Here is a 20,646-nt window from a genome sequence, read left to right on the forward strand (position 1 = left end):
AGCATCTTTACATACTTATATGCTCGCATTTCCAGTTCCCATGTCATACAATGGCTTGCAATTTTTAATGGTTACTTTATTTTATATAGAGTCACATTAATAAATTATCAGTAAACAAAAGCCTCAGTCGACACAAGGAAATGTGATGAGTAACACTCAGATCCCTTCTCCAGGGTCTAATCAGCAGCCGTCTAATTATGACACGGAGCTATCAGATAGCTATCTTGATTTGCACAAACCAAGTTCGAGTTTTGAAAGTCGTGATGATTATCTAAACCATGAATTACAAATCATGCAGCCAAAACGCTGGCGCGCCAATTTACCATTCCGTGATTACCGTTTTGAATTTGAAGATACCATTCCAGCCATGGCCGCGACGATTGGTAAAGTCGTTATGGTAGGCGCGATTGCCGCAACATTTGCAGGTCCGCTTGGTTTGGGCGACGCGTTTGTTTTAGAGAACGTTCGTTATGAGCTATTAATCGTTTCATTCTTTATTATCTTGTTTTCAGGATTTTTACTACCGACGGCCAACCTTGCTGGTACTCACGGTCCTCTCATCCCACTTATCCCTATTGTAGTAGCCGCTGGCGGGCATCCAATGGCTTTTGGCCTATTGATTGGTGCTTTTGGTTTGCTGCTTGCTATCAGTAAAGGAGGGAGCTTGCTGGCCAACTTAACCAGTAAGGGTGTGTGCGGTGGCCTTTTGATTTACTTAGGGTTTATCGGTACCACCTCACAGGTTAAAAACTTGTTTGCCTGGTCAGAGAGTATCGGCATGTCGCATATTGCCTTTTTTATTATTCTAGCAACGATTTTGTTATACGCATTACTAGAACATTGGCAAAAACGCTGGCTAGCAGTCCCACTAAGCTGTGTGTTAGGTGGTGGACTTGCCTTTGCACTGGGTGCACCTTTTGAGTTTAAAACAGCACCAGGTTTACCACATATGAACCCTATGTATTGGTGGGGTGAAAACACAGGTTGGATGCTTGGACTACCAACAGTTGAAAGCTTTATTGTGGTATTGCCGTTTGCTATTTTAGCCGTTGCGATGTGGTCGCCAGATTTCTTAGGTCATCAAGTATTCCAAAAAATCAGCTATCCTAAACGTACTGAAAAAGTGCTAATGGATATCGATGATACAATGACCAGTGCTTCAATTCGTCAGGTCGCAGGCTCTGTACTAGGTGGTGCTAACTTTGCATCATCATGGGGTACTTACATTGTTCCAGCGGCAATTGCCAAGCGTCCAATTCCTGCCGGTGCTTTGTTAACGGCCTTATTCTGTATTATCGCAGGGGTGTGGGGCTATCCAATGGATCTGGCTATCTGGCAGCCAGTGATGTGTGTTGCATTGATTGTGGGTGTATTTATCCCATTGCTAGAAGCTGGCATGGAGATGACTCGAGAAGGCAAAACCACGCAATCTGCCGCTATTGTCGTATTCGCATCTGCGCTAGTTAACCCAGCATTCGGTTGGTCAATTACTTTATTGCTTGATAATTTAGGTTTGATTGGCTCTAAAGAGCGTAGTTCTAATTTAACGAAAATGAGCCGCTGGATCATACCTGGTATTATGTTTGTGGTATTGACCAGTGTCATGGCTATCGTTGGTATGCTACCAGGCATCCCAGCATTGATGGAGAACTTCCGTCATTAACTTTCATCAATTGGCATTAATAACAGCAGTTTGTTAGTCAATAAAAGTCAGCCTTGGTGCTGGCTTTTTTATGGGCAACGCTGTCATGATAACTGGCTTGCAAAACGCTTACTACCGCCCCATAACTAGCTATATATCAGTATCTTGAGAGCAATAAATTCTATGGTCAATGTCTCAGAATCTAGTCCTGTCGATGATAAAAAAGCCCGTCTTAAACATTTGATTCAACGTCTACCAAATTTGCCAGGCGTCTATAAGATGCTGGGTAAAAACGGTGATATCCTGTATGTGGGTAAAGCCAAATCGCTTAAGAGCCGTGTGAATAGCTACTTCGCTAAGACAATCGATCATCCAAAGACTCGGGCACTAGTGGCACGGATTCATGATATTGAAACCATTATCACCCGTAGTGAGACCGAGGCATTGCTGCTTGAGCAAAACCTGATTAAAGAGTATCGCCCGCCATACAATGTGCTATTGCGTGATGATAAGTCTTACTTGTATGTATTTATCTCAGCAGACAAGCCTTATCCAAGGTTGGCTTATGGGCGCGGTAAAGGCAATCATCAAAAAGGTCGATTCTTTGGGCCGTTTCCCTCTGCTCACGCGGCAAAAGAAACCTTGGTGCTGATGCAAAAAATGTTTCAAATGCGCCAGTGCACCAATACTTTTTTTAAACAACGTAAGCGCCCTTGTCTGGAATATCAGATTAAGCGTTGCCGTGCCCCTTGTGTGGGTTTGGTATCACCTGACGAGTATGCAGAAGATGTAAATAACACCATTCGCTTTTTAAAGGGTGATTCTAGCGACATTCATAGCGCACTGATTGAAAAGATGGAAGCATCCGCCGAAGAGTTGGATTTTGAAAAAGCGGTCTTTTATCGCGATCAGCTGTCTATGCTGCGTGAGGTGCAGGCCAAGCAGGCTGTCTATACCGTACAAGGTGAGGCCGACGTGATAGCCATTGCCAGTCAGGCAGGTATGACCTGTGTCAATGTACTGACCGTCCGTGGCGGTCGCGTACTAGGCGGTAAGAATTACTTCCCTGATGTCGACAGCAGCGAATCGCTTGCGGACAATCTCTCTGCTTTTATTACTTCATTCTACTTTCAGGTAACGGATGATTTGCCTGCAGAGATTATCTTGAGTCACGAATTACCCGATCAGGTGGCGGTCAGTGAAGCACTGGCGACGCATTTCGGTAGTAAAGTGGTTATCAAAACCAATGTGCGTGAGCACCGTGCCGAATGGCTAGACTTGGCAAAACTGAACACTAATAATGCGCTAAAAACCAAGCTAGGCGACTATTTAGAGTTGCATGCGCGCTTCGGGGCACTAAAAGATGTATTGACCGATGTCACCGAGCGTACCATTGACCGGATTGAGTGTTTTGATATCTCTCATACCATGGGTGAGGCGACCATTGGCAGCTGTGTGGTGTTCGATCAAGGTGGCTCGCGCCGACGGGATTATCGCCAATACGCTATCCATGACATCCAAGGCGGTGATGACTATGCAGCGATGAAACAAGTGCTGACTCGACGTTATAAGAAACAGCCATTGCCTGATTTACTATTGATTGATGGCGGCAAAGGTCAGCTAGGTATTGCTAAAGAAGTGCTGACCGAGTTGGACATTCTGAGTGACACCTTGCTCATTAGTGTGGCAAAAGGGGAAGGGCGCAAGGCTGGGCTTGAAGTATTGCACTTTATCGATCATGAACCTTTAGATTTGCCGATGGATAGTAAGGCGCTACACTTACTGATGCATATTCGTGATGAGGCGCATCGTTTTGCGATTACGGCGCACCGTAAGAAACGCGACAAGCGTCGTTCATCGTCGGTACTAGAGGTGATACCCGGACTGGGTGAAAAGCGCCGCCGTGACTTACTCAATCATTTTGGCGGTATGCAGCAACTACTTGGCGCATCCCAACAAGAGCTATCAGGCGTGCAAGGTATTGGTCCTGTGCTCGCAAAAACGGTTTATAAAGTATTGCATGAGTAAATAGATATAGCTCAGTGGTGCATATCAACTTCAACCATTTTGTAAACAATAGGTAAGCTTACAGTTGATTCTATGAATTTACCGTCTTCAGTGGCCGCATGGAATATCATTTTGCGGGCCTGTATAGTGGCTTTTCTATCTAGGTGTCGATTACCTGACGATTTCTGAATACTAGCCCTGTCAACTGTGCCTTTCTTATTTATATTTAATGTAAGTATAAGGTCCAAACTTTCTCCAAAGTTCATCCTTCTCGATGCTTGAGAAGGGAGAGTAAAATCTACGGAGCGCATAACTGTAGGAGGAACTATAACAGGCTCTCGTTGAGGTAGACTTTGGCAGCCTGTCATAAATGCGAAGAGCAGTAAAAATGGTAAAGTTTTTTTCATTACTTCTTATTTCTCCGCATTTTTATAAGTCACAAATTTAAAATCCAACGCGCTTTTCTCATCGTGCATCTGCTTAGACTCTTCTACTACTGCAAATTCACTTGGTAACTCAGGATAGAACGCATCACCATCGGTAATTTCGGTATCGACGTGGGTCAATTCGATGCGGTCGGTATACATTAATGCTTCACTAAAGACACGCTCGCCGCCAATGACCCAAATGGTGTCAAGATGCGCGCCATGTGCCAGACTGGCTGCTTGTGTCAGCGCATCGTCTAGATTATGTACCACATGAGCATTGTCCTTGCTAACTAGGTCTTTTTGTTCCGCATAATCCAGTTGGCTGCTGATGATAAAGCTCACACGTTTTGGCAAAGGTTTGCTGCCCATCGACTCAAAGGTTTTACGACCCATAATGACGATACCTTGTATCCCGCCATCATTTTGTTTGGTCGTCATTTTTTTAAAGTGCTGTAAGTCTGCTGAGATATGCCACGGCAGCTCATTATCCTTACCGATACAGCGGTTACTACTAATCGCGGCGATTTGGGCAACTTCGGTGTGGGCATAACTCATAATCTATCCTTTTTATTATTTTTTATAATGCTAAGCTGATTTACAGCAGTCAATCAAACAAGTGCTGCTATACAGCCACTTTGGCTTTGATAGCAGGATGTGACTCGTAACCTTCAACACTAATATCTTCGTAGGTAAAGGCAAAAATATCATCAATATCAGGGTTGAGTACCAATGTAGGCAGTGTATATAGCGAACGTGTCAACTGTAGCTCAACTTGCTCACGGTGGTTTTGATAAATGTGGCAATCGCCACCTGTCCAGATGAATTCGCCGACTTCTAAACCACAGATTTGCGCGACCATATGGGTAAGTAGCGCATAGCTAGCAATATTAAATGGTACACCCAAAAATAAATCTGCTGAGCGCTGATAGAGCTGACATGACAGTTTATTGTCCGCGACAAAGAACTGAAACATGGTATGACAAGGCGGTAGGGCAACTTGATCGGCCTCGCCTGGATTCCAGCCAGATACAATCAAGCGTCGTGAATTGGGGTTGGTCTTTATTTGCTCAATGACCTGAGTGATTTGATCGACACCATCCGCATTATAATTACCAGCATCGTCTTTCGTTGCGCCATAGTTGCGCCACTGATGACCATAGACAGGCCCCAAGTCACCAGCAGGACGGTCAAAGCGTGCCGTCTGCTCGGCAGTAGCCCACTCATTCCAAATGCGCACGCCGTTGGCTTGCAGATAATCGACGTGAGTACTACCACTCAAAAACCAAAATAGCTCATAAGCGATGGATTTGAAATGAACTTTTTTGGTGGTCAATAGCGGAAACCCTGACGCCAAATCAAAGCGTAGCTGTGCGCCAAAGTGGCTTAGCGTACCAGTGCCAGTACGATCGCCTTTTTCGGTGCCTGTGGTCAAAACGTGTTGGAGCAAATCTAAATAGCCCTGCTCGTTATTGCTGTTAATCATAAAAATGCTCGTCGGTATGGTTTAATATGCTGTTAGATATGTAGCTTAATAAGCCGCTTGCTTACCCCAGTCATAGATGCCGCGTTTGTAGGCATAGATGAGTAGGATAAAGCCGATAACAATCATCGGAGCGCTGAGCATTTGCCCCTTGGTTATCCAGCCTAAAAAGATGAATCCTTGGTCAATATCCGGTTGACGGAAGAACTCGATGATAAAACGACTCACGCCATAACCCAACATAAACACGCCTGTTGCTGCCATGCGAGGACGTGGTTTTGAGGAATACCACCATAATAATAAGAATAACAGCAGCCCTTCAGCAAGTGCTTCATATAGTTGTGAAGGATGACGAGGCAATAGGTACTGACCATTGACTTCAGTCATAATGTCTTGTAGCGCAGGGTTAGCCTGTAGCTGCTGCATGTCAACGCTAGCCGCCTGTGGGAAGTAAGTGAGCCAGTTATAGCCACCGTCAGAGACACGGCCCCACAGCTCGGCATTTATGTAGTTGCCGATACGTCCGAATAATAGGCCAGTTGGTACACATGGCACGATAAAATCCAATACTTGGAATGGGGTCTTCTTATACTTACGAGCGAAATAAAACATCGCAAGCATGACGCCGATCAAGCCGCCATGGAATGACATACCGCCTTCCCAGACTTTAAATAGATACGCAGGGTTTTGTAGTAATTCACCGAATTGATAAAACAAGACGTAGCCGATACGGCCGCCCAAAATCACACCAAGTGCACCAAAGAACACTAGGTCGGATACCATGTCGCTAGTCCAGTTATCGCGTTTGGTGCTGCGATACCACGCTAGTCCGTAAGCGGCAGCAAATGCTAGCAAATACATTAGCCCATACCAATGGACTTCAACAGGCCCAATGGCTAATGCTACAGGATCATACTGAGGGTGAATCATCATAATGGCATCATAATATTGGTAATAAAGTGCTGACTATCATAGCAAATTTCATGCGCCCAGCATACACAATTGCTATGATGCCAAGCAGTTAACATCGAGAAGTTGAACGGTTGATACAGGGGAGAATGTATAGGGTAGGAAGCCAGTAAGGTAATAAATGAAATAGGACAAACCGTTGTGATTGCAAAAAGGTTTTATAACGAGATATAGAGCGTTGTCTTATGTCAATTATCATTATTTAAAATAAAGACACGCTCTAATCACTATAAGGTTGTTATGAGTGAATATCACTAAATGGCGACCAAATCCTGTACTTCGTTTTCGACCATCGTATCGCCTGCGCCCTGAGATACTACTTTGCCACGTGACAAGACAGTGTAGTTATCTGCCAGCTCCTCAGCAAACTCGTAAAACTGCTCGACCAATACAACCGCCATGTCGCCTTTGTCCGCTAAGTCTCGTAGCACGCGGCCAATATCTTTAATGATAGATGGCTGAATACCTTCGGTGGGTTCATCCAAAATTAGCACCGTTGGCTCGGAGGCTAAAGCGCGAGCGATGGCCAGTTGCTGCTGCTGACCGCCAGATAAATCACCACCGCGGCGATGCTTCATTTCATCAAGTACCGGAAAAATATCATATAAATGTTTGGGTACATGCTTGGCCTTACTGCGTGAAAATTTGGCCATGCCGATTAAGATGTTTTCTTCTACGGTCAGTGTCGAAAAGATATCGCGGCCTTGGGGCACATAAGCGAGACCTGCCCTTACTCGTTGCTCAGGAGACAGTTTGCTGATGTCTTTGCCATTGAGTAGAATTTCTCCTGATTTGATAGGCAGTATTCCCATCAAACATTTGAGTAGGGTAGTTTTGCCCACACCATTACGACCAAGTACCACGCTGCACTCGCCAACGGGTGCTGTCAGCGAGACGTCCCGTAAAATATGACTGCCACCATAGTATTGGTTGATAGCGTTAACTTCTAGCATGGCTGTCTCCTAACATTTAAATCTTCTCCTAAGATGCAACTCTCTAATATTATCTGATTTATCTAAATCACTTTCTATCGACCTAAGTAGGATTCAATCACCGCTTCATTGGCTTGCACTTCGGCTAAAGTACCTTCGGCCAAAATTGCACCTTGTGCCAATACAGTAACTTTTTCGCTAATAGCATCAATAAAAGTCATGTCGTGCTCGACGACGACTAAGGTATGGTTTTTTTTCAGGCGTAAGCACAGCTCGGCAGTATGCTCAGTTTCTGCATCAGTCATACCTGCCACAGGCTCATCAAGCAAAATTAGCTTGGGGCCTTGCATTAACAGCATGCCAATTTCTAACCATTGTTTTTGACCATGTGAAAGCAATCCGGCTGGCTTGTTGATTTTGTCGGTCAGGCGGATTTGTTGTAGGGTAGCGTCAAGCGTATCGCGAGTATCAGCACTGAGTTTGTTAAATAAGCTTTGCATGACACGCTTGTCTTTGGGGGCAGCCAATAACAAATTATCCATTACTGTAAAGTTTTCAAAGACAGTCGGTTTTTGAAACTTACGACCGATGCCCGCTTCAGCGATTTCTTCGGTCGACATATTGGCAAGGTTATGGGTTTGCCCAAAAAACACGCTACCTTCTGTAGGGCGAGTTTTACCAGTGATAACGTCCATCAGGGTGGTTTTGCCCGCACCATTTGGACCAATGATGCAGCGTAGCTCACCTTCTTCAATGTATAACGATAAGTCGTTGAGTGCGCGAAATGAATCAAACCAAACGCTCAATTCTTCTAGATATAGAGCAATACCATGACTAAAGTCAGCACCTGATTTTTTGGGATGAGTGAGACCATCACGACCATCAGTGTGGTCAAATTCAGACGGTTCTTTGGTAGGTTGTTCAACCGATAACAGTTTGTCCTTTAACATCAATACTTCTCCTTTTTGAAGCGGTCAAACAGACCCATAATGCCATTGGGTAAAAACAGCGTGACGACGACAAACAGTCCACCTAGAATCAATAGCCAAAACTCAGGGTAGGCGACAGTGAAGTAAGTTTTGACCGAATTGACCACACCGGTTCCTAAGATTGCTCCAATTAATTTGCCTCTACCACCTGTCGCTACCCAAACTGCCATCTCGATAGAATTAACTGGATTCATTTCACTCGGATTGATAATGCCTACTTGTGGTACATAGAGTGCGCCTGCGATGCCTGCAATGACGGCTGATAGTACCCAAGCAGATAGCTTGTACCATAATGTTCGGTAGCCTAAATATTGCAAGCGATTTTCGCCATCGCGAATAGCACCAAGTACTCGTCCGTATGGTTGATTCATCAAATGACGCAAACCCATATAAGATACTAATAACGCCAAGGCTGTGACGAAACATAGCATTGAACGGGTAGAGGCAGCGGTGATGTCGTAGCCTAGCAGGGTGGTAAAACCAGTAAATCCATTGTTGCCGCCGAAGCCAGTTTCGTTACGGAAAAACAATAATGCGGCTGCATAGACCATCGCCTGAGTGATGATCGAAAAGTAAACGCCTTTGATTTTGGAGCGAAAAGCAAAGAAGCCAAATATAAAGGCAATGAGGCCTGGCACTAAGACTACTAATGCTGTTGCCCACCAAAAATTTTGGGTGCCAGCCCAATACCATGGTATTTCCGTCCAACTCAAAAATCGCATAAAGTCTGGAAGCGCATCGCCTGCTGTTTCGCGCGTTAAATACATACCAAATGCATAACCGCCCAAGGCGAAGTAGAGACCATGTCCCAAGCTCAAGATACCGGCATAACCCCATACGAGATCTAATGCCAAAGCGACCATAGCCAGTGCCATTATTTTACCAATGAGCGTAATCCAGTAAGCTGAAAGATGAAATGTTGAGGTTTCTGGTATGAGATGTAGCCAAGGTAGTATTAATAGTACGGCAAAACATAAACCAATTAACACGGCACCACGCGGTGTATCAGACAGCAGTTTAGTCAATATCATAGGAGTCTCCTTATTCGACAAAGCGGCCTTTGAGTGCAAACAAACCTTGTGGCCGTTTCTGAATAAACAGAATCACAAGAACCAACAATACGATTTTGGCCAAGACTGCACCGATACCAATCTCAAGCACCGTGCCGCTGACACCGAGTCCTAAGGCTGCTAATACTGCGCCCCATACTTGACCGACACCGCCTACCACGACGACTAAGAAAGTATCGATGATATAGGTTTGACCCAAGTCAGGACCCACATTGCCCACTTGAGCAAGCGCACAGCCTGCCATGCCGGCAAGTCCAGAGCCTAAGCCAAAGGCCATCATGTCGATACGCGCAGAAGGAATACCAACTGCTTTCGCCATTTGGCGGTTTTGTGTCACTGCTCGTATAAATAATCCAAAGCGAGTTTTGTTGAGCAAGTACACCAACAGTGCCACGACGATGACAGTGAACACAATGATGGCAATACGGTTGTAAGGCAGTACAAGGCTCGATGACACTTGATATGCACCGCTTAACCAAGCCACGTTACTGACTTCGACGTTTTGCGCACCAAAAATCATCCGTACTAACTGCATTAAAATCAGACTCACCCCAAAGGTCGCCAATAGGGTTTCTAGCTGACGACCGTACAATGGGCGAATCACAATGCGCTCAATAATCATACCGATAATAGCGCTGACTAAAAATGCCGCTGGAATAGCAGCAAGCAAATACCAGCCTGCCATATCTGGCAGATAAGCTTGAAATGCGTTTTGAACCATATAGGTGGTATAAGCACCAATCATAATCAGCTCGCCATGCGCCATATTAATCACACCGAGAAGTCCAAAGGTAATCGCAAGGCCAAGCGCCGCTAGCAATAAAATACTGGCCGTACTCATACCTGTGAAAATATGACCTGTCCATGTACTGATTTCAATACGGCGTGACACGCTGGATTCAGCATCGATAAGCGCCGCTTTAAGTGCAGAGTCCAAATTATCAGCGGCAAGGGCAGACTCGATATCGACTAATACTTGTGGGCTATCACTATCCGCAAGTAGCTTTACGGCTGCTATTTGAGTGGGTAAATCACCGTTTTTAAAGTCAATACGAGCTTGTAGGGCAGTCAGCGCTTTTTGGACTTTCGCATTGTCCTCATTTGCTGCTGCTGTCGTAATAATGGTTGGATCTACTTGATTGATATTGTTGGCTAGAATATCGACTGCTTGTAGTCGCTGTGCGGGCTTGTCAGATTCGAGCTTGACCTTTGCTTGACCAAATACAAGTGCTGAGCGTAACGCATTGGTTAAGGTAATTTGGGATAAATCACTGGGCCAGTCGGTCGTTTCTGTTTTATCAGGATAGGTAAATAGCTGGTCATCGGCATTGAGTAGATAAGTTTGTCCGCCATTGCCCTGATACAGCTCATCATTGGCAATGTATTCAACCAAATTGTCTAAGCTTTCGACGGTTCCTGGCCAATCACTCAACATAGCTTGCCGCTGGCTAAAGTCACCTGCTACAAATTGCTCAATGGTGTCGTTTGAGTTTTCAGGGTTTGCTATTGAAGTATCTGAGGTGGTGGCTTGAGTAGAGCTAGATACGCTTGCAGGCGTGATCTGTGATTGCTCGCTATGCGCAGCATTCGTATCATGGTCATGTGCTGGACCGTCATGGTGCGCATGTGCAGAAGTGGCAAAAATTGTTATAAATAGTGCAGTCAAAGCAAGTAGCCGCAGAGATATAGATATTGGAAAAATCGCAGCGTGCTTTATTAGCCCACTTATTGGTGCTTGTTGATGATTGCCATGCTTAGTAGATGCTGTTTGTCCTGCAGTGGGGCATAAGATGTGACGCTGCATGTGCGGCTCCCTGTTCTTCACGGTCAACAAATTCTAGGTTCTATTACTTAGCGTATTCGGGTATGTCTTCAATTTATTCGACAGTCATCTAAATAGGTTGAAAATAAAGGTAGAGCGTAGGCGCTGTACTGTTTCATGCGCCTAGCACTACCAATTTTGAGGTAAGAGATTTATTTCGGAATGTATTCACTCCATGGCTGTGCTTGGATCACCTCTGGCGTTTTGAAAATCGTATCAAATTGTCCATCAGCACGAATTTGACCAATCATAACGGGTTTCCATAGATGATGATTTTCTTCATCCATTTTTAGTGTGTAGCCTGATGGCGCATCAAACGTCTGTCCTGCCATGCTAATACGTACTTTGTCGACATCGGTGGTGCCAGCTTGTTCGACGGCTTGTTTCCACATATTGATGCCCACATAGGTGGCTTCCATTGGGTCATTGGTCACGACTTTTTCAGCATTGGGTAGGTTTTGGTCTAGTGCGTATTGCTTATAGCGTTTGGTGAATTCGCTGTTGGTTGGGTTTTTAATCGACATAAAGTAATTCCATGCCGCTAAATGTCCTTGCAATAAGCTGGTATCGATACCGCGCAGTTCTTCTTCACCAACTGAGAACGCCATGACTGGAATATCTGCGGCGTCAATACCTTGGTTGGCAAGCTCACGATAGAACGGAACGTTTGAGTCGCCATTGATGGTCGATATTACCGCTGTCTTTTTGCCCGTTGAGAACTTTTTGACGTTGGAGACGATGGTTTGATAGTTACTAAAACCAAATGGCGTGTACTCTTCCATGATGTCTTCATCAGCGATACCTTTTGATTTCAAAAATGCTTTTAAAATCTGGTTGGTGGTGCGTGGATAGACGTAATCGGTACCTAGTAATACAAAGCGCTCTGCACCGCCACCTTCTTCACTCATCAAATACTCGACGGCTGGAATGGCTTGTTGGTTGGGTGCCGCGCCTGTATAAAAGATATTTTCTGATTGTTCTTGACCTTCGTACTGTACTGGATAGAACATTAAGCCGTTTAACTCTTCAACCACTGGTAACACGGACTTGCGTGATACAGACGTCCAACCACCAAAAATAACATCTACTTGGTCTTGAGTAAGTAGTTGGCGTGCTTTTTCAGCAAACAATGGCCAATCAGAAGCGGGATCAACGACGACTGGCTCTAGTTGCTTACCGAGCACACCACCATTGGCGTTGATTTCGTCAATGGTCATTAATGCAGTGTCTTTAAGAGACGTTTCAGAGATGGCCATGGTGCCAGATAGCGAATGCAATATACCCACTTTGATCGTGTCACCATCAGCAGCAGGGGTAGTCGTTGTTTCTGTAGTGGTTTCGGCTGTTGTCTCGGTTGAGGGTGTAGTCTCTGCAGGCTTTTGACAGCCAATTAAACTCAGGCTACCCGCCACGGCAATGGTCAATAATGACACGCGTGATTTGAGTTTGTTGTGAGGGTTTGATTCACTAAATTGAGGGCTAGTTAGAGTCGGTAACGAAAACATGGACATCTCCTAAATAAACACAAAAGATAAAATTGCTGTTACTTAACAGTGATTAATAGTTCAAGTTTCGTGCCAATCAAAAAGTCCAGCTATTTGGCAAATAACGGCTTAATAATTGAAATTTATGAAGATTTATCTTTAATATAGTGCATGGATTTTGGCAAGTTGCACCATAAAGGGGAATAAATAGCGAAATAATACAAACGATAGAAACAGAGCGTTTCTATTTATAAAGACATTTGTTGCTAAAAAGTTGCAAAAACGCTACGGTATTATTTTTAATGTATTGAGTTATACTGCTTCTGACTCTTTCCTGGCCTTAGTCGAATGGCGTGGTCATTTTTATCTTTGAGGAATTATCCATGCAACCACGTTTAGTAGAACCAACTATCTCGACAGATAGTACTATTTCATTACGACTGGCCAAAAAAATGGCTACATCTACCTTTATGCCGATTGTATTTCTGAGTGGTGCTACTTTTAGTATGTCTAGTGCACAAGCTGCTGTAAGCAGTGTAGAAAACGTCACTATCTATCAAGGTTTGGCCAGTGTCACACGTACTCTACCGATTGATGGGAGTGGTGAGCAGACGCTTATATTTTCGTGTTTGTCACCTTCTATGGATAAAGACAGTGTGAGTGTGCAGGCGCTAGGAAATGTCAATGTTGGCGAAGTCAGTATTGAAACATTGAGCGGTGAGCAAGCAGCGCAGTGTCAGTATCAAGGCGATGCACAAGTGCAGACGCAACAGGATAATTTGGCTAGCGTCAATGCTGAGTTAGAAGCGGCTTATCTAACCAAGTTATATTTGCAGAATCTAGCCAAAGTGACGCAACTCAGTATGGAAGGTACGCTGGCTAGCAATACCAATGATTTGCAAGCACAAGCAGTAAACGTAAATAAGCGGATACTAGACCTTGAGAAACGTCAAGCCAGTGCGCAAGACGCGCTTAATCAGTTGATGGCAGGTAGTACGACCACCACGCAAAACAGTGTGACCCAAGTGAGTGTGCGTACAGCCAGTCGAGTGCCAAGTACTGCCAAATTACACTATCAAGTGCGTGGCGCTAGTTGGGAGCCGACATATCAAGCCCGCCTAAATACTGATACCAAGCAACTTAATATCACTGCCTCTGCGATTATCGCCCAACAAACTGGTGAAAACTGGCTAAATATTCCATTGGTATTGAGCTCAGTCAACCCCAATCAAAACACCACTGGTCGGCTACCTAATGTGAAGCGTTTGTCTTTATACGAAGAGGAATCTATGATGATGGCTGATGCCGCTCCAATACCATCGCCAAAAGCAATGCGTAGAAGCTCTTCTGTGCAATATAAACCAACTGCTGAAGCTAGCTCTCCGCTACCGAGCTTTACCGTGAGTAGCCAAAATAAAAATGGTATTACCGAGTATCGATTACCACAGCGCGTTAGTATTCCAAGCGATGGCAGGCATGTGCGAACGGTCATTGATGAGCAGTCCGGTAGCAGTAAATTATGGATTCGCAGTACACCAAGTGTGGAAACGGCTGGCTATTGGTATGCCTCAGCACCATTCTTGACACCAGCTTGGGTCGATGGTTCTTTGCAATTATACCGCGATGATAACTATGTCGGACAGTCACGCTATAGCTATCAGATGCTAAAAGAGCAGGGCATTGGCTTTGGTATTGACCCCAATACGATCGTAAAACAGTTGACCAATGAGCAAAAATCAGGCGACAAAGGCGCATTCAGTCGTACACAAACATTGACCGAGACTGATGCCTATCAATTTACTAATAAACACAATCGTACGATGAGCCTACAAGTGTTAGGCAGTGAGCCGATCAGCCGTGATGAAAGTTTGAAGGTCGCTGTCACACACAATCCGCCAGTGAGTACGCGCGACTGGAATGGCAATCAAGGCATGATTGCGTGGGAGTTTGATTTACCCAGTCAGCAATCGAAAGTGATAAGCTCGACGTCTCAAGTCAGTTATCCTGCCGATGAGCAGTTAATTGGTCATTAATCAATCATGAACCTAAACCTTGTCATCAGGTTTTTTCGTGCTATCGGCTTATGAATAAAAAAGGAATTATATGTGTATCGTCGCCATCGCTTGGCAGTTATTTGATGAATTGCCATTGGTGTTGTTATCCAACCGTGATGAGTTTTTTGAGCGTCCTACTGAGCCGCTACACCAATGGTCCGATCAGTCTATTTATGCGGGGCGCGATAAACAAAGCGGCGGTACTTGGCTTGGTATTCACCAACAACCAGACCACGTAAAAGGCCTGGAGTATTATTCTCAAAACGGTCGCTGGGCTGCCGTATTGAACTTTCGTGATGGGGTACAGGCAAGCAATGATGAACGCTCACGTGGTGCGTTAGTTACTGATTTCTTGACCAGTGACTCAAGCCCGATGGATTTTGCTCGAAGCATCAATTTGCGAAATTATGCCGGCTTTAACCTTATCGTTGGTGATGCTGCCCAAGCGGTCATCGTTAATAATCGCGGCCATGCGCCCACACCTTTGTACTCAGGTTTACACGTACTGTCTAATGGGCAGCCAGAAGACAACTGGTTCAAGACTGAAAAATTACGTGGCAGAATACGGCAAGAAGTATTGCCACTCATTGCCGAAAATAGCGCACCTGAATATTGGCAAGAAGCGGCTTTTGATGTGTTATCGGATCATACGTCTGCACCAGCAGATCGGTTGCCAGACACAGGCATATCGATTGAGATTGAGCAAATGCTATCCTCTGTTTATATTGCGCCAGTAGCGTTTGGTCATACAGACAGTAACGCAACAACGTATGGAACTCGTACCCAAAGTATTTTAACCTTAACTAAAACTAGAAAGGCAAACGTCACTAGTGAGATTGTCAGCCGAGAGCTTACTGGTCACTCGCAGTAAAAATAAATACGAGCGATAAATTTTGAGCAAAAAAAGACCCACGATAATTGCTAACGCTGCTAGCAATTATCGTGGGTCTTTTTATTTTATGGCAAATAGAGCGATTGACTAAATCAGGCATCACACCAATAAGTGGTTTTCTTGTTCAGGCAAAATAAGCTCTTGTTTTAGGGGAAGCTCACGCACTAGCTCTTGCAAAGCGCGACGATAAACTCCCCGTTTAAAATGAATCACTTGTCCAAGTGGATACCAGTAACTAACCCATTGCCAATGGTCAAACTCTGGCTTTCCTTCATCGAAGCGGATGTGTTGCGTGTTTGCCTCATCTAAGCGCAGCAAAAACCATTTTTGTTTTTGCCCAATACACAAAGGGTGTTGTCCATGACGCACATAGCGTTTTGGCAGACGATAACGCAACCAGTCTTGCGTCACTGCCAATAAATCTACATGACGCGGATGTAGGCCGACCTCTTCCCAGAGCTCGCGATACATCGCATCCATTGGTGTCTCTCCGCGGTCTATACCGCCTTGCGGAAACTGCCAAGCGTTGTGACCAATACGTTTTGCCCACAGAACTTGCCCTTGTGTATTTGCCAAGATGATGCCGACATTGGCGCGAAAGCCGTCTGCATCTATCATGACTAAACCTTTTTAATGTGTTTAAAATAGCTTATTTCACTCCACAATCGTGACAGCAATCATAGTTATTATAAGGTGATTGGTATCGGTATTAGACCGAAATAAGATTAATTACCGTTATTAAACCAAGAAACCGACAGAATGTGTAACAGTATTTTGCTATAAAATGTTTCACGAGTTTAGTTGTTTAAAATCAATGGTTTATAATTAGACTTTTGTGGGTTTCTAGAGGTGGTTGAATAAGAGATAATTTGAAAGAAGTTGAGAAGCAGGATACATAACTATTAGTTAGATGAATAAAAATACTGACTTAGAATAAGTTATCAAAAGCTAAAGTGAAGCTATAATATTTAGCAGCCTAAATAGTCCGAATGAAGGATGCAATCTATATGGGGTAGACCATATTCTCATGATAAAAACCAAAGACAAAGCCGTTGTCAAATCCTGCTTTGGCTTATGCTACACTAGCAATGTGCTGTATCAAGCAATGTAGGCTACTTAGAATAAGAAGCAGATAACCTCCTAATTGAAGGCTGCCAATTACAATCTATTTATTAGAATAAGGAAAATGAGAAATGTCAGAGTCAAAAGCAAGCGTTACGTGGCAAGAGAACAAAGCATTTATGGGTGTCTCACCGTCAGGTCATAATGTTCAGATTGATGCCGATAAAGAAAAAGGCGCAAGCCCAATGGAGTTGATACTCTTAGGACTTGGTGGTTGTGCTAGCTACGATGTGGTAGAGATCTTAAAAAAATCTCGTCAAGAAGTGACAGACGTGCGTTGTGAGTTGACGGCACAGCGTGCTGAAACGGTACCAGCGGTATATACCGATATTCACATGCACTTCGTGGTAACAGGGCAAAATGTTAAAGAAAAACAAGTTGAAAAAGCCATCAGCTTATCAGCAGAAAAATACTGCTCAGCCAGTAGAATGTTGGTACAAGGTGGAGTGAATGTCACCCATGATTTTGAAGTGGTTGCAGGGTAGAAGCGAGTATACTAATGAATGCACTTTTGGAGTTGGTCTCTAATACCGCAGCGTCGGCTATTTGGGCGATGGTGGTAGCAAGCTTATTACCATGGCTGGTATCAATAGTTGCAAAAGCGTCTGGCGGCTTTAAAATCAGAAATAACGCACATCCTCGTGATTTTTTGCAACATAGTACCGGTATGGCAGCACGAGCCAATGCCGCGCAGCAAAACAGCTATGAGACTTTGCCTATATTTTTGGCAGCAGTACTAGTGGCGATGCTGTTTTTTGTTCCACAATCGATTATCAATGTATTGGCTTGGTTGTATGTATTGATTCGAATTGGTTTTTGCGTGGCTTATATTGCTAATTTGGCAACGTTTCGCTCGATACTTTGGGTGTTATCGATGGCTTGTTCTTTGATGCTATTTTATTTAGCGATTAGAGTGAGTCTTTAGTACTTTGAGAGAAGTTAACGCAGTAATGCTTTTCTCGTGGAATGACTATCATAGTGGCATGATTATAATATCGGCATAACTATAAAAGCAGCTATTATCGTACACTGGCTAGCAGTGCACTGATAATAGCTGCTTTACTTTTTTCTCGTTTTATACTGTCCCATAACACTTTTGCTTCGTCACAGCCTTTGGTGAGCATCGCTAACCACTGCTTATAACGACCTACCAATATCACTTCAGTTTTAGCCTGACCTTCCAAAAATTTTATCTGATGAGAGACCAGTGCTTGCCACGATAACGTTGCCGCGCTTAGCATGGACTCATCTGAAACGGCATCTATACGAGCAATCAAGTCTGGGCGGGTAACCGCACCGCGACCTAACATCAAATGCGGTGTACCTGCTTGAGTCATACACCTCTGTGCGTGTTCTACATTCCATATCTCACCGTTGGCAATCACTGGAATATCGAGCGTATTAAAGCTCTGAATCTTGTCCCAGTAGGCTGGCGGCTTATAGCCTTGGGTTTTGGTTCGTGCATGGATGGTTAGCCAGTCAGCGCCGCTATCGTTAATCGCGCTACGAATATCATCCATACGATTGGTATCGGTATAGCCTAGACGTATCTTAGCCGAGACTGGAATTTGCGCAGGTACGGCTTGACGCACCGCGCTGATAATCTGGTATAGGGTTTCAGGCTCATCTAATAATACGGAACCACCACGGTGACTGTTTACGGTCTTGGCAGGACAACCAAAGTTGATATCAATGGCAGGCGCGCCAAGCTCGCAGGCGTAAGCAGCGTTTTCTGCCATCAGTTGTGCTTCGCTACCCAAAAGTTGCAAATGAATCGGTGTGCCACAGGCGGTTTTGGAGTCATGATGCAATTCTGGCACGTATTTATAGAACACGTGTGCTGGCAAGACATGCTGAGTTACCCGAATAAACTCACTCACCGACCAATCATAAGGACGATCTAAATCTGCTGCAATTTGTGTGAGGATTTGCCGCATTAATGGATCGGTCAGACCTTCCATTGGCGCAAGGAGGCGGACGGGATTGGCAAATAACTGAGAGATCGTATTTTGATGGATTTGAAGCTGATCATTATGGTTCATTGCTTGTGGTTCACTGCTAAAAGGTCATGATAAATAAAGGTAGACTAGGAATTTAGAATGGCAAATACGAAAAATGATAAATTGATTAAGTATTACCAAAAATCACTTTTTTACCTGTCTGTAATCCCAATATCAAATCTTTAATATGATGAATATCTAAGTTGGTTTGGGCACGAGTGCAAGCGACATATAGTAAACGCAGCTCTTCTGGGCTTATCTTGACCGCATTGGTGGTGACATCATAGTAAAAGTCATCATCCAGTTGTACTCTTCCCCATTCAAGCCCTTTGGCCTTGTGAGCAGTTGAGATGACATAATCTGCATTTTCGATACTGGTCAGACTATTGACCGCTTGGCTCAGTACATTGGTGCCGTGGTCATCAACCAATTTGACGAGGGTTTTTAGATCACTGCCTTCGTTGGTTTCAGAGTATTCTTGTACATCGCCCCAATTATAAAAGTATGCCAGTTCAGGCACACCATAAGCAGATTTTCCATTCTTCAAATTTTCGGCAGCCTGACAGAACTTGAGCATACGATCGGTATCGGCTTGCAGCGCCACTCTATGACCGAGCTTGAGTCCTGTCAATAACTGAGCCATCGCAGCAGCATTGGTACGACAGAGAATGGCGTCTTTTTTGCTGTGTACCATGCCTTTGTCAGTAGAGGACTGTTTATTAGGGTTTCCTTTGAGCGGAACCTCTTCTTGTAATGCCTTTAGTAACGTATTGGCGACTTCGGCAATTGGCTCGCCAAAGCGAAAAGACTGCGTTAGTAATGTTTGGGGCAGTGGCAGCTTTTTCATAGCATTGACCGCACCACGCCACTCGTAAATTTGTTGATGGGCATCGCCTACGTAGATTACTTGTTTTGGCTGCTGAGTTAGAATTCCCATCATTAATGGATCAGCATCTTGTGCTTCATCAAATAAGATAAAATCAGCTGGAATGCTTGGCTTAGACAACGCCCATAGTTTGAGGTAAATATCATGTCCGATGCCAGCAGGATGACGAGCATCAATCGACTGTAGCCAGCGTTGTTCAACGGCAGGGTAGAGCAGCTCACGTAATTGTTCTGCATCAGAATCATCGAGCCAACTTGGAAACAATATATGTCTAGGGGCAGGGTAACTGGCATGCGTACTACAGAAATTGCTCACAGCATCGCTGACGAAGCGAGATAATCGTGCTGGTGTCAGCGTAATGTATTTATTGACCCCATCCATTTGCCGACGTACTTGTACCGGTTGTAAGCCTAAATCATCGCCAAGGCGTTTAGGGGAAAAGCGCGGCAAGGATAGTTTGGCCGTGATATCACGAGCGACATGACGATAGGCAAGCGAATGAAAAGTGCGGCACTCTACGTGCGGTGGAAATTTTGAGCGAGCATCATTGGCAATGGCTTTGTTAAAGGCTAAATATAAGCCGCGTCCACGCAATCGCTCACCAATTAGTTTGAGTGTTGTGGTCTTGCCGGCGCCCGCATAAGCGACTACTTTAAATGACTTGTGATCCATCGCCATATTGAGCGCGTTCAGTTGCTCATCAGTGGGATCGCTCATATAAGCTGGCATAGATGCGGACATAAAAAGCTACCTAAAAAATAAAACAGGGTCAAAAATGACGGAGGTAAAAAAAGCCACTGCATAGACAATGGCTAATAAGTGATAACCATCATATAGGGTCATCGGAAGTTAATGTAAGATTTAGAAGA

Annotated in this window: 17 protein-coding genes and 1 pseudogene; 6 read left to right on the forward strand and 12 right to left on the reverse strand. The window is 44.4% G+C overall.

All coding sequences use genetic code 11. The annotated features are described in order from the left end of the window. Positions 1-145: 145 nt before the first annotated feature. On the forward strand, positions 146-1,663 hold the full coding sequence (locus tag ACT3RN_RS05625) for a DUF3360 family protein (RefSeq protein WP_192992208.1): 1,518 nt from the start codon (positions 146-148) through the stop codon (positions 1,661-1,663). Positions 1,664-1,825: 162 nt separating this feature from the next. Then, a complete protein-coding gene (gene uvrC / locus ACT3RN_RS05630; protein ID WP_192519382.1) occupies positions 1,826-3,670 on the forward strand; it encodes an excinuclease ABC subunit UvrC in 1,845 nt (614 codons plus the stop codon). 11 nt (positions 3,671-3,681) lie between these two features. Here uvrC and ACT3RN_RS05635 read toward each other — a convergent pair whose 3' ends face one another. The 9 genes and pseudogenes from ACT3RN_RS05635 to urtA form a co-directional block, all read right to left on the reverse strand. After that, positions 3,682-4,056 carry a TonB family protein gene (locus tag ACT3RN_RS05635; RefSeq protein WP_192519383.1) on the reverse strand — a complete coding sequence of 125 codons (375 nt, stop codon included), beginning with the start codon at positions 4,054-4,056 and terminating at the stop codon, positions 3,682-3,684. 6 nt (positions 4,057-4,062) lie between these two features. Continuing rightward, on the reverse strand, positions 4,063-4,632 hold the full coding sequence (locus ACT3RN_RS05640) for a dihydrofolate reductase (RefSeq protein WP_192519384.1): 570 nt from the start codon (positions 4,630-4,632) through the stop codon (positions 4,063-4,065). A gap of 67 nt (positions 4,633-4,699) precedes the next feature. Next, positions 4,700-5,560: a thymidylate synthase gene (locus ACT3RN_RS05645; protein WP_192519385.1), complete on the reverse strand. Its 861-nt coding sequence runs from the start codon at positions 5,558-5,560 to the stop codon at positions 4,700-4,702. A 45-nt stretch (positions 5,561-5,605) separates the two neighbouring features. Continuing rightward, entirely contained in the window at positions 5,606-6,490 is an 885-nt protein-coding gene (gene lgt, locus ACT3RN_RS05650; protein WP_192519386.1) for a prolipoprotein diacylglyceryl transferase, read from the reverse strand. A 290-nt stretch (positions 6,491-6,780) separates the two neighbouring features. Continuing rightward, positions 6,781-7,479 carry an urea ABC transporter ATP-binding subunit UrtE gene (gene urtE / locus ACT3RN_RS05655; RefSeq protein ID WP_192519387.1) on the reverse strand — a complete coding sequence of 233 codons (699 nt, stop codon included), beginning with the start codon at positions 7,477-7,479 and terminating at the stop codon, positions 6,781-6,783. Between the two features lie 74 nt (positions 7,480-7,553). Beyond that, positions 7,554-8,315: pseudogene (gene urtD / locus ACT3RN_RS05660) on the reverse strand (urea ABC transporter ATP-binding protein UrtD); the annotation flags it as partial. A gap of 92 nt (positions 8,316-8,407) precedes the next feature. Then, positions 8,408-9,478 carry an urea ABC transporter permease subunit UrtC gene (gene urtC / locus ACT3RN_RS05665; RefSeq protein WP_192519389.1) on the reverse strand — a complete coding sequence of 357 codons (1,071 nt, stop codon included), beginning with the start codon at positions 9,476-9,478 and terminating at the stop codon, positions 8,408-8,410. A 10-nt stretch (positions 9,479-9,488) separates the two neighbouring features. Continuing rightward, positions 9,489-11,321, reverse strand: coding sequence for an urea ABC transporter permease subunit UrtB (urtB, locus tag ACT3RN_RS05670; RefSeq protein WP_225739172.1), 1,833 nt, complete (start codon positions 11,319-11,321; stop codon positions 9,489-9,491). A 170-nt stretch (positions 11,322-11,491) separates the two neighbouring features. Next, positions 11,492-12,844, reverse strand: a complete 1,353-nt coding sequence (gene urtA, locus ACT3RN_RS05675; protein WP_192519390.1) for an urea ABC transporter substrate-binding protein — start codon at positions 12,842-12,844, stop codon at positions 11,492-11,494. A 362-nt stretch (positions 12,845-13,206) separates the two neighbouring features. Between urtA and ACT3RN_RS05680 the strand changes: the two genes are divergently transcribed. Then, a complete protein-coding gene (locus ACT3RN_RS05680; RefSeq protein WP_192992207.1) occupies positions 13,207-14,856 on the forward strand; it encodes a DUF4139 domain-containing protein in 1,650 nt (549 codons plus the stop codon). 70 nt (positions 14,857-14,926) lie between these two features. Further along, the gene (locus tag ACT3RN_RS05685) at positions 14,927-15,748 is read left to right on the forward strand and encodes an NRDE family protein (protein ID WP_192992206.1); all 822 of its coding nucleotides are present in this window, start codon (positions 14,927-14,929) and stop codon (positions 15,746-15,748) included. Positions 15,749-15,868: 120 nt separating this feature from the next. Here ACT3RN_RS05685 and ACT3RN_RS05690 read toward each other — a convergent pair whose 3' ends face one another. Continuing rightward, a complete protein-coding gene (locus ACT3RN_RS05690) occupies positions 15,869-16,387 on the reverse strand; it encodes an RNA pyrophosphohydrolase (protein WP_192520216.1) in 519 nt (172 codons plus the stop codon). Positions 16,388-16,962: 575 nt separating this feature from the next. Between ACT3RN_RS05690 and ACT3RN_RS05695 the strand changes: the two genes are divergently transcribed. Both ACT3RN_RS05695 and ACT3RN_RS05700 read left to right on the forward strand, forming a co-directional pair. Then, positions 16,963-17,376 (forward strand): OsmC family protein, encoded by a 414-nt coding sequence (locus ACT3RN_RS05695; RefSeq protein ID WP_192520217.1) that lies wholly within the window; start codon positions 16,963-16,965, stop codon positions 17,374-17,376. Between the two features lie 14 nt (positions 17,377-17,390). Further along, positions 17,391-17,816 (forward strand): MAPEG family protein, encoded by a 426-nt coding sequence (locus ACT3RN_RS05700; protein WP_192520218.1) that lies wholly within the window; start codon positions 17,391-17,393, stop codon positions 17,814-17,816. 94 nt (positions 17,817-17,910) lie between these two features. Here ACT3RN_RS05700 and ACT3RN_RS05705 read toward each other — a convergent pair whose 3' ends face one another. Both ACT3RN_RS05705 and ACT3RN_RS05710 read right to left on the reverse strand, forming a co-directional pair. Next, positions 17,911-18,933: a tRNA dihydrouridine synthase gene (locus ACT3RN_RS05705; protein WP_192520219.1), complete on the reverse strand. Its 1,023-nt coding sequence runs from the start codon at positions 18,931-18,933 to the stop codon at positions 17,911-17,913. An 85-nt stretch (positions 18,934-19,018) separates the two neighbouring features. Next, a complete protein-coding gene (locus tag ACT3RN_RS05710; protein ID WP_192520220.1) occupies positions 19,019-20,518 on the reverse strand; it encodes a UvrD-helicase domain-containing protein in 1,500 nt (499 codons plus the stop codon). Between the last annotated feature and the right edge of the window lie 128 nt (positions 20,519-20,646).

It is taken from the genome of Psychrobacter sp. AOP5-GZ1-6 (genome assembly GCF_052376345.1).
GTDB lineage: Bacteria > Pseudomonadota > Gammaproteobacteria > Pseudomonadales > Moraxellaceae > Psychrobacter.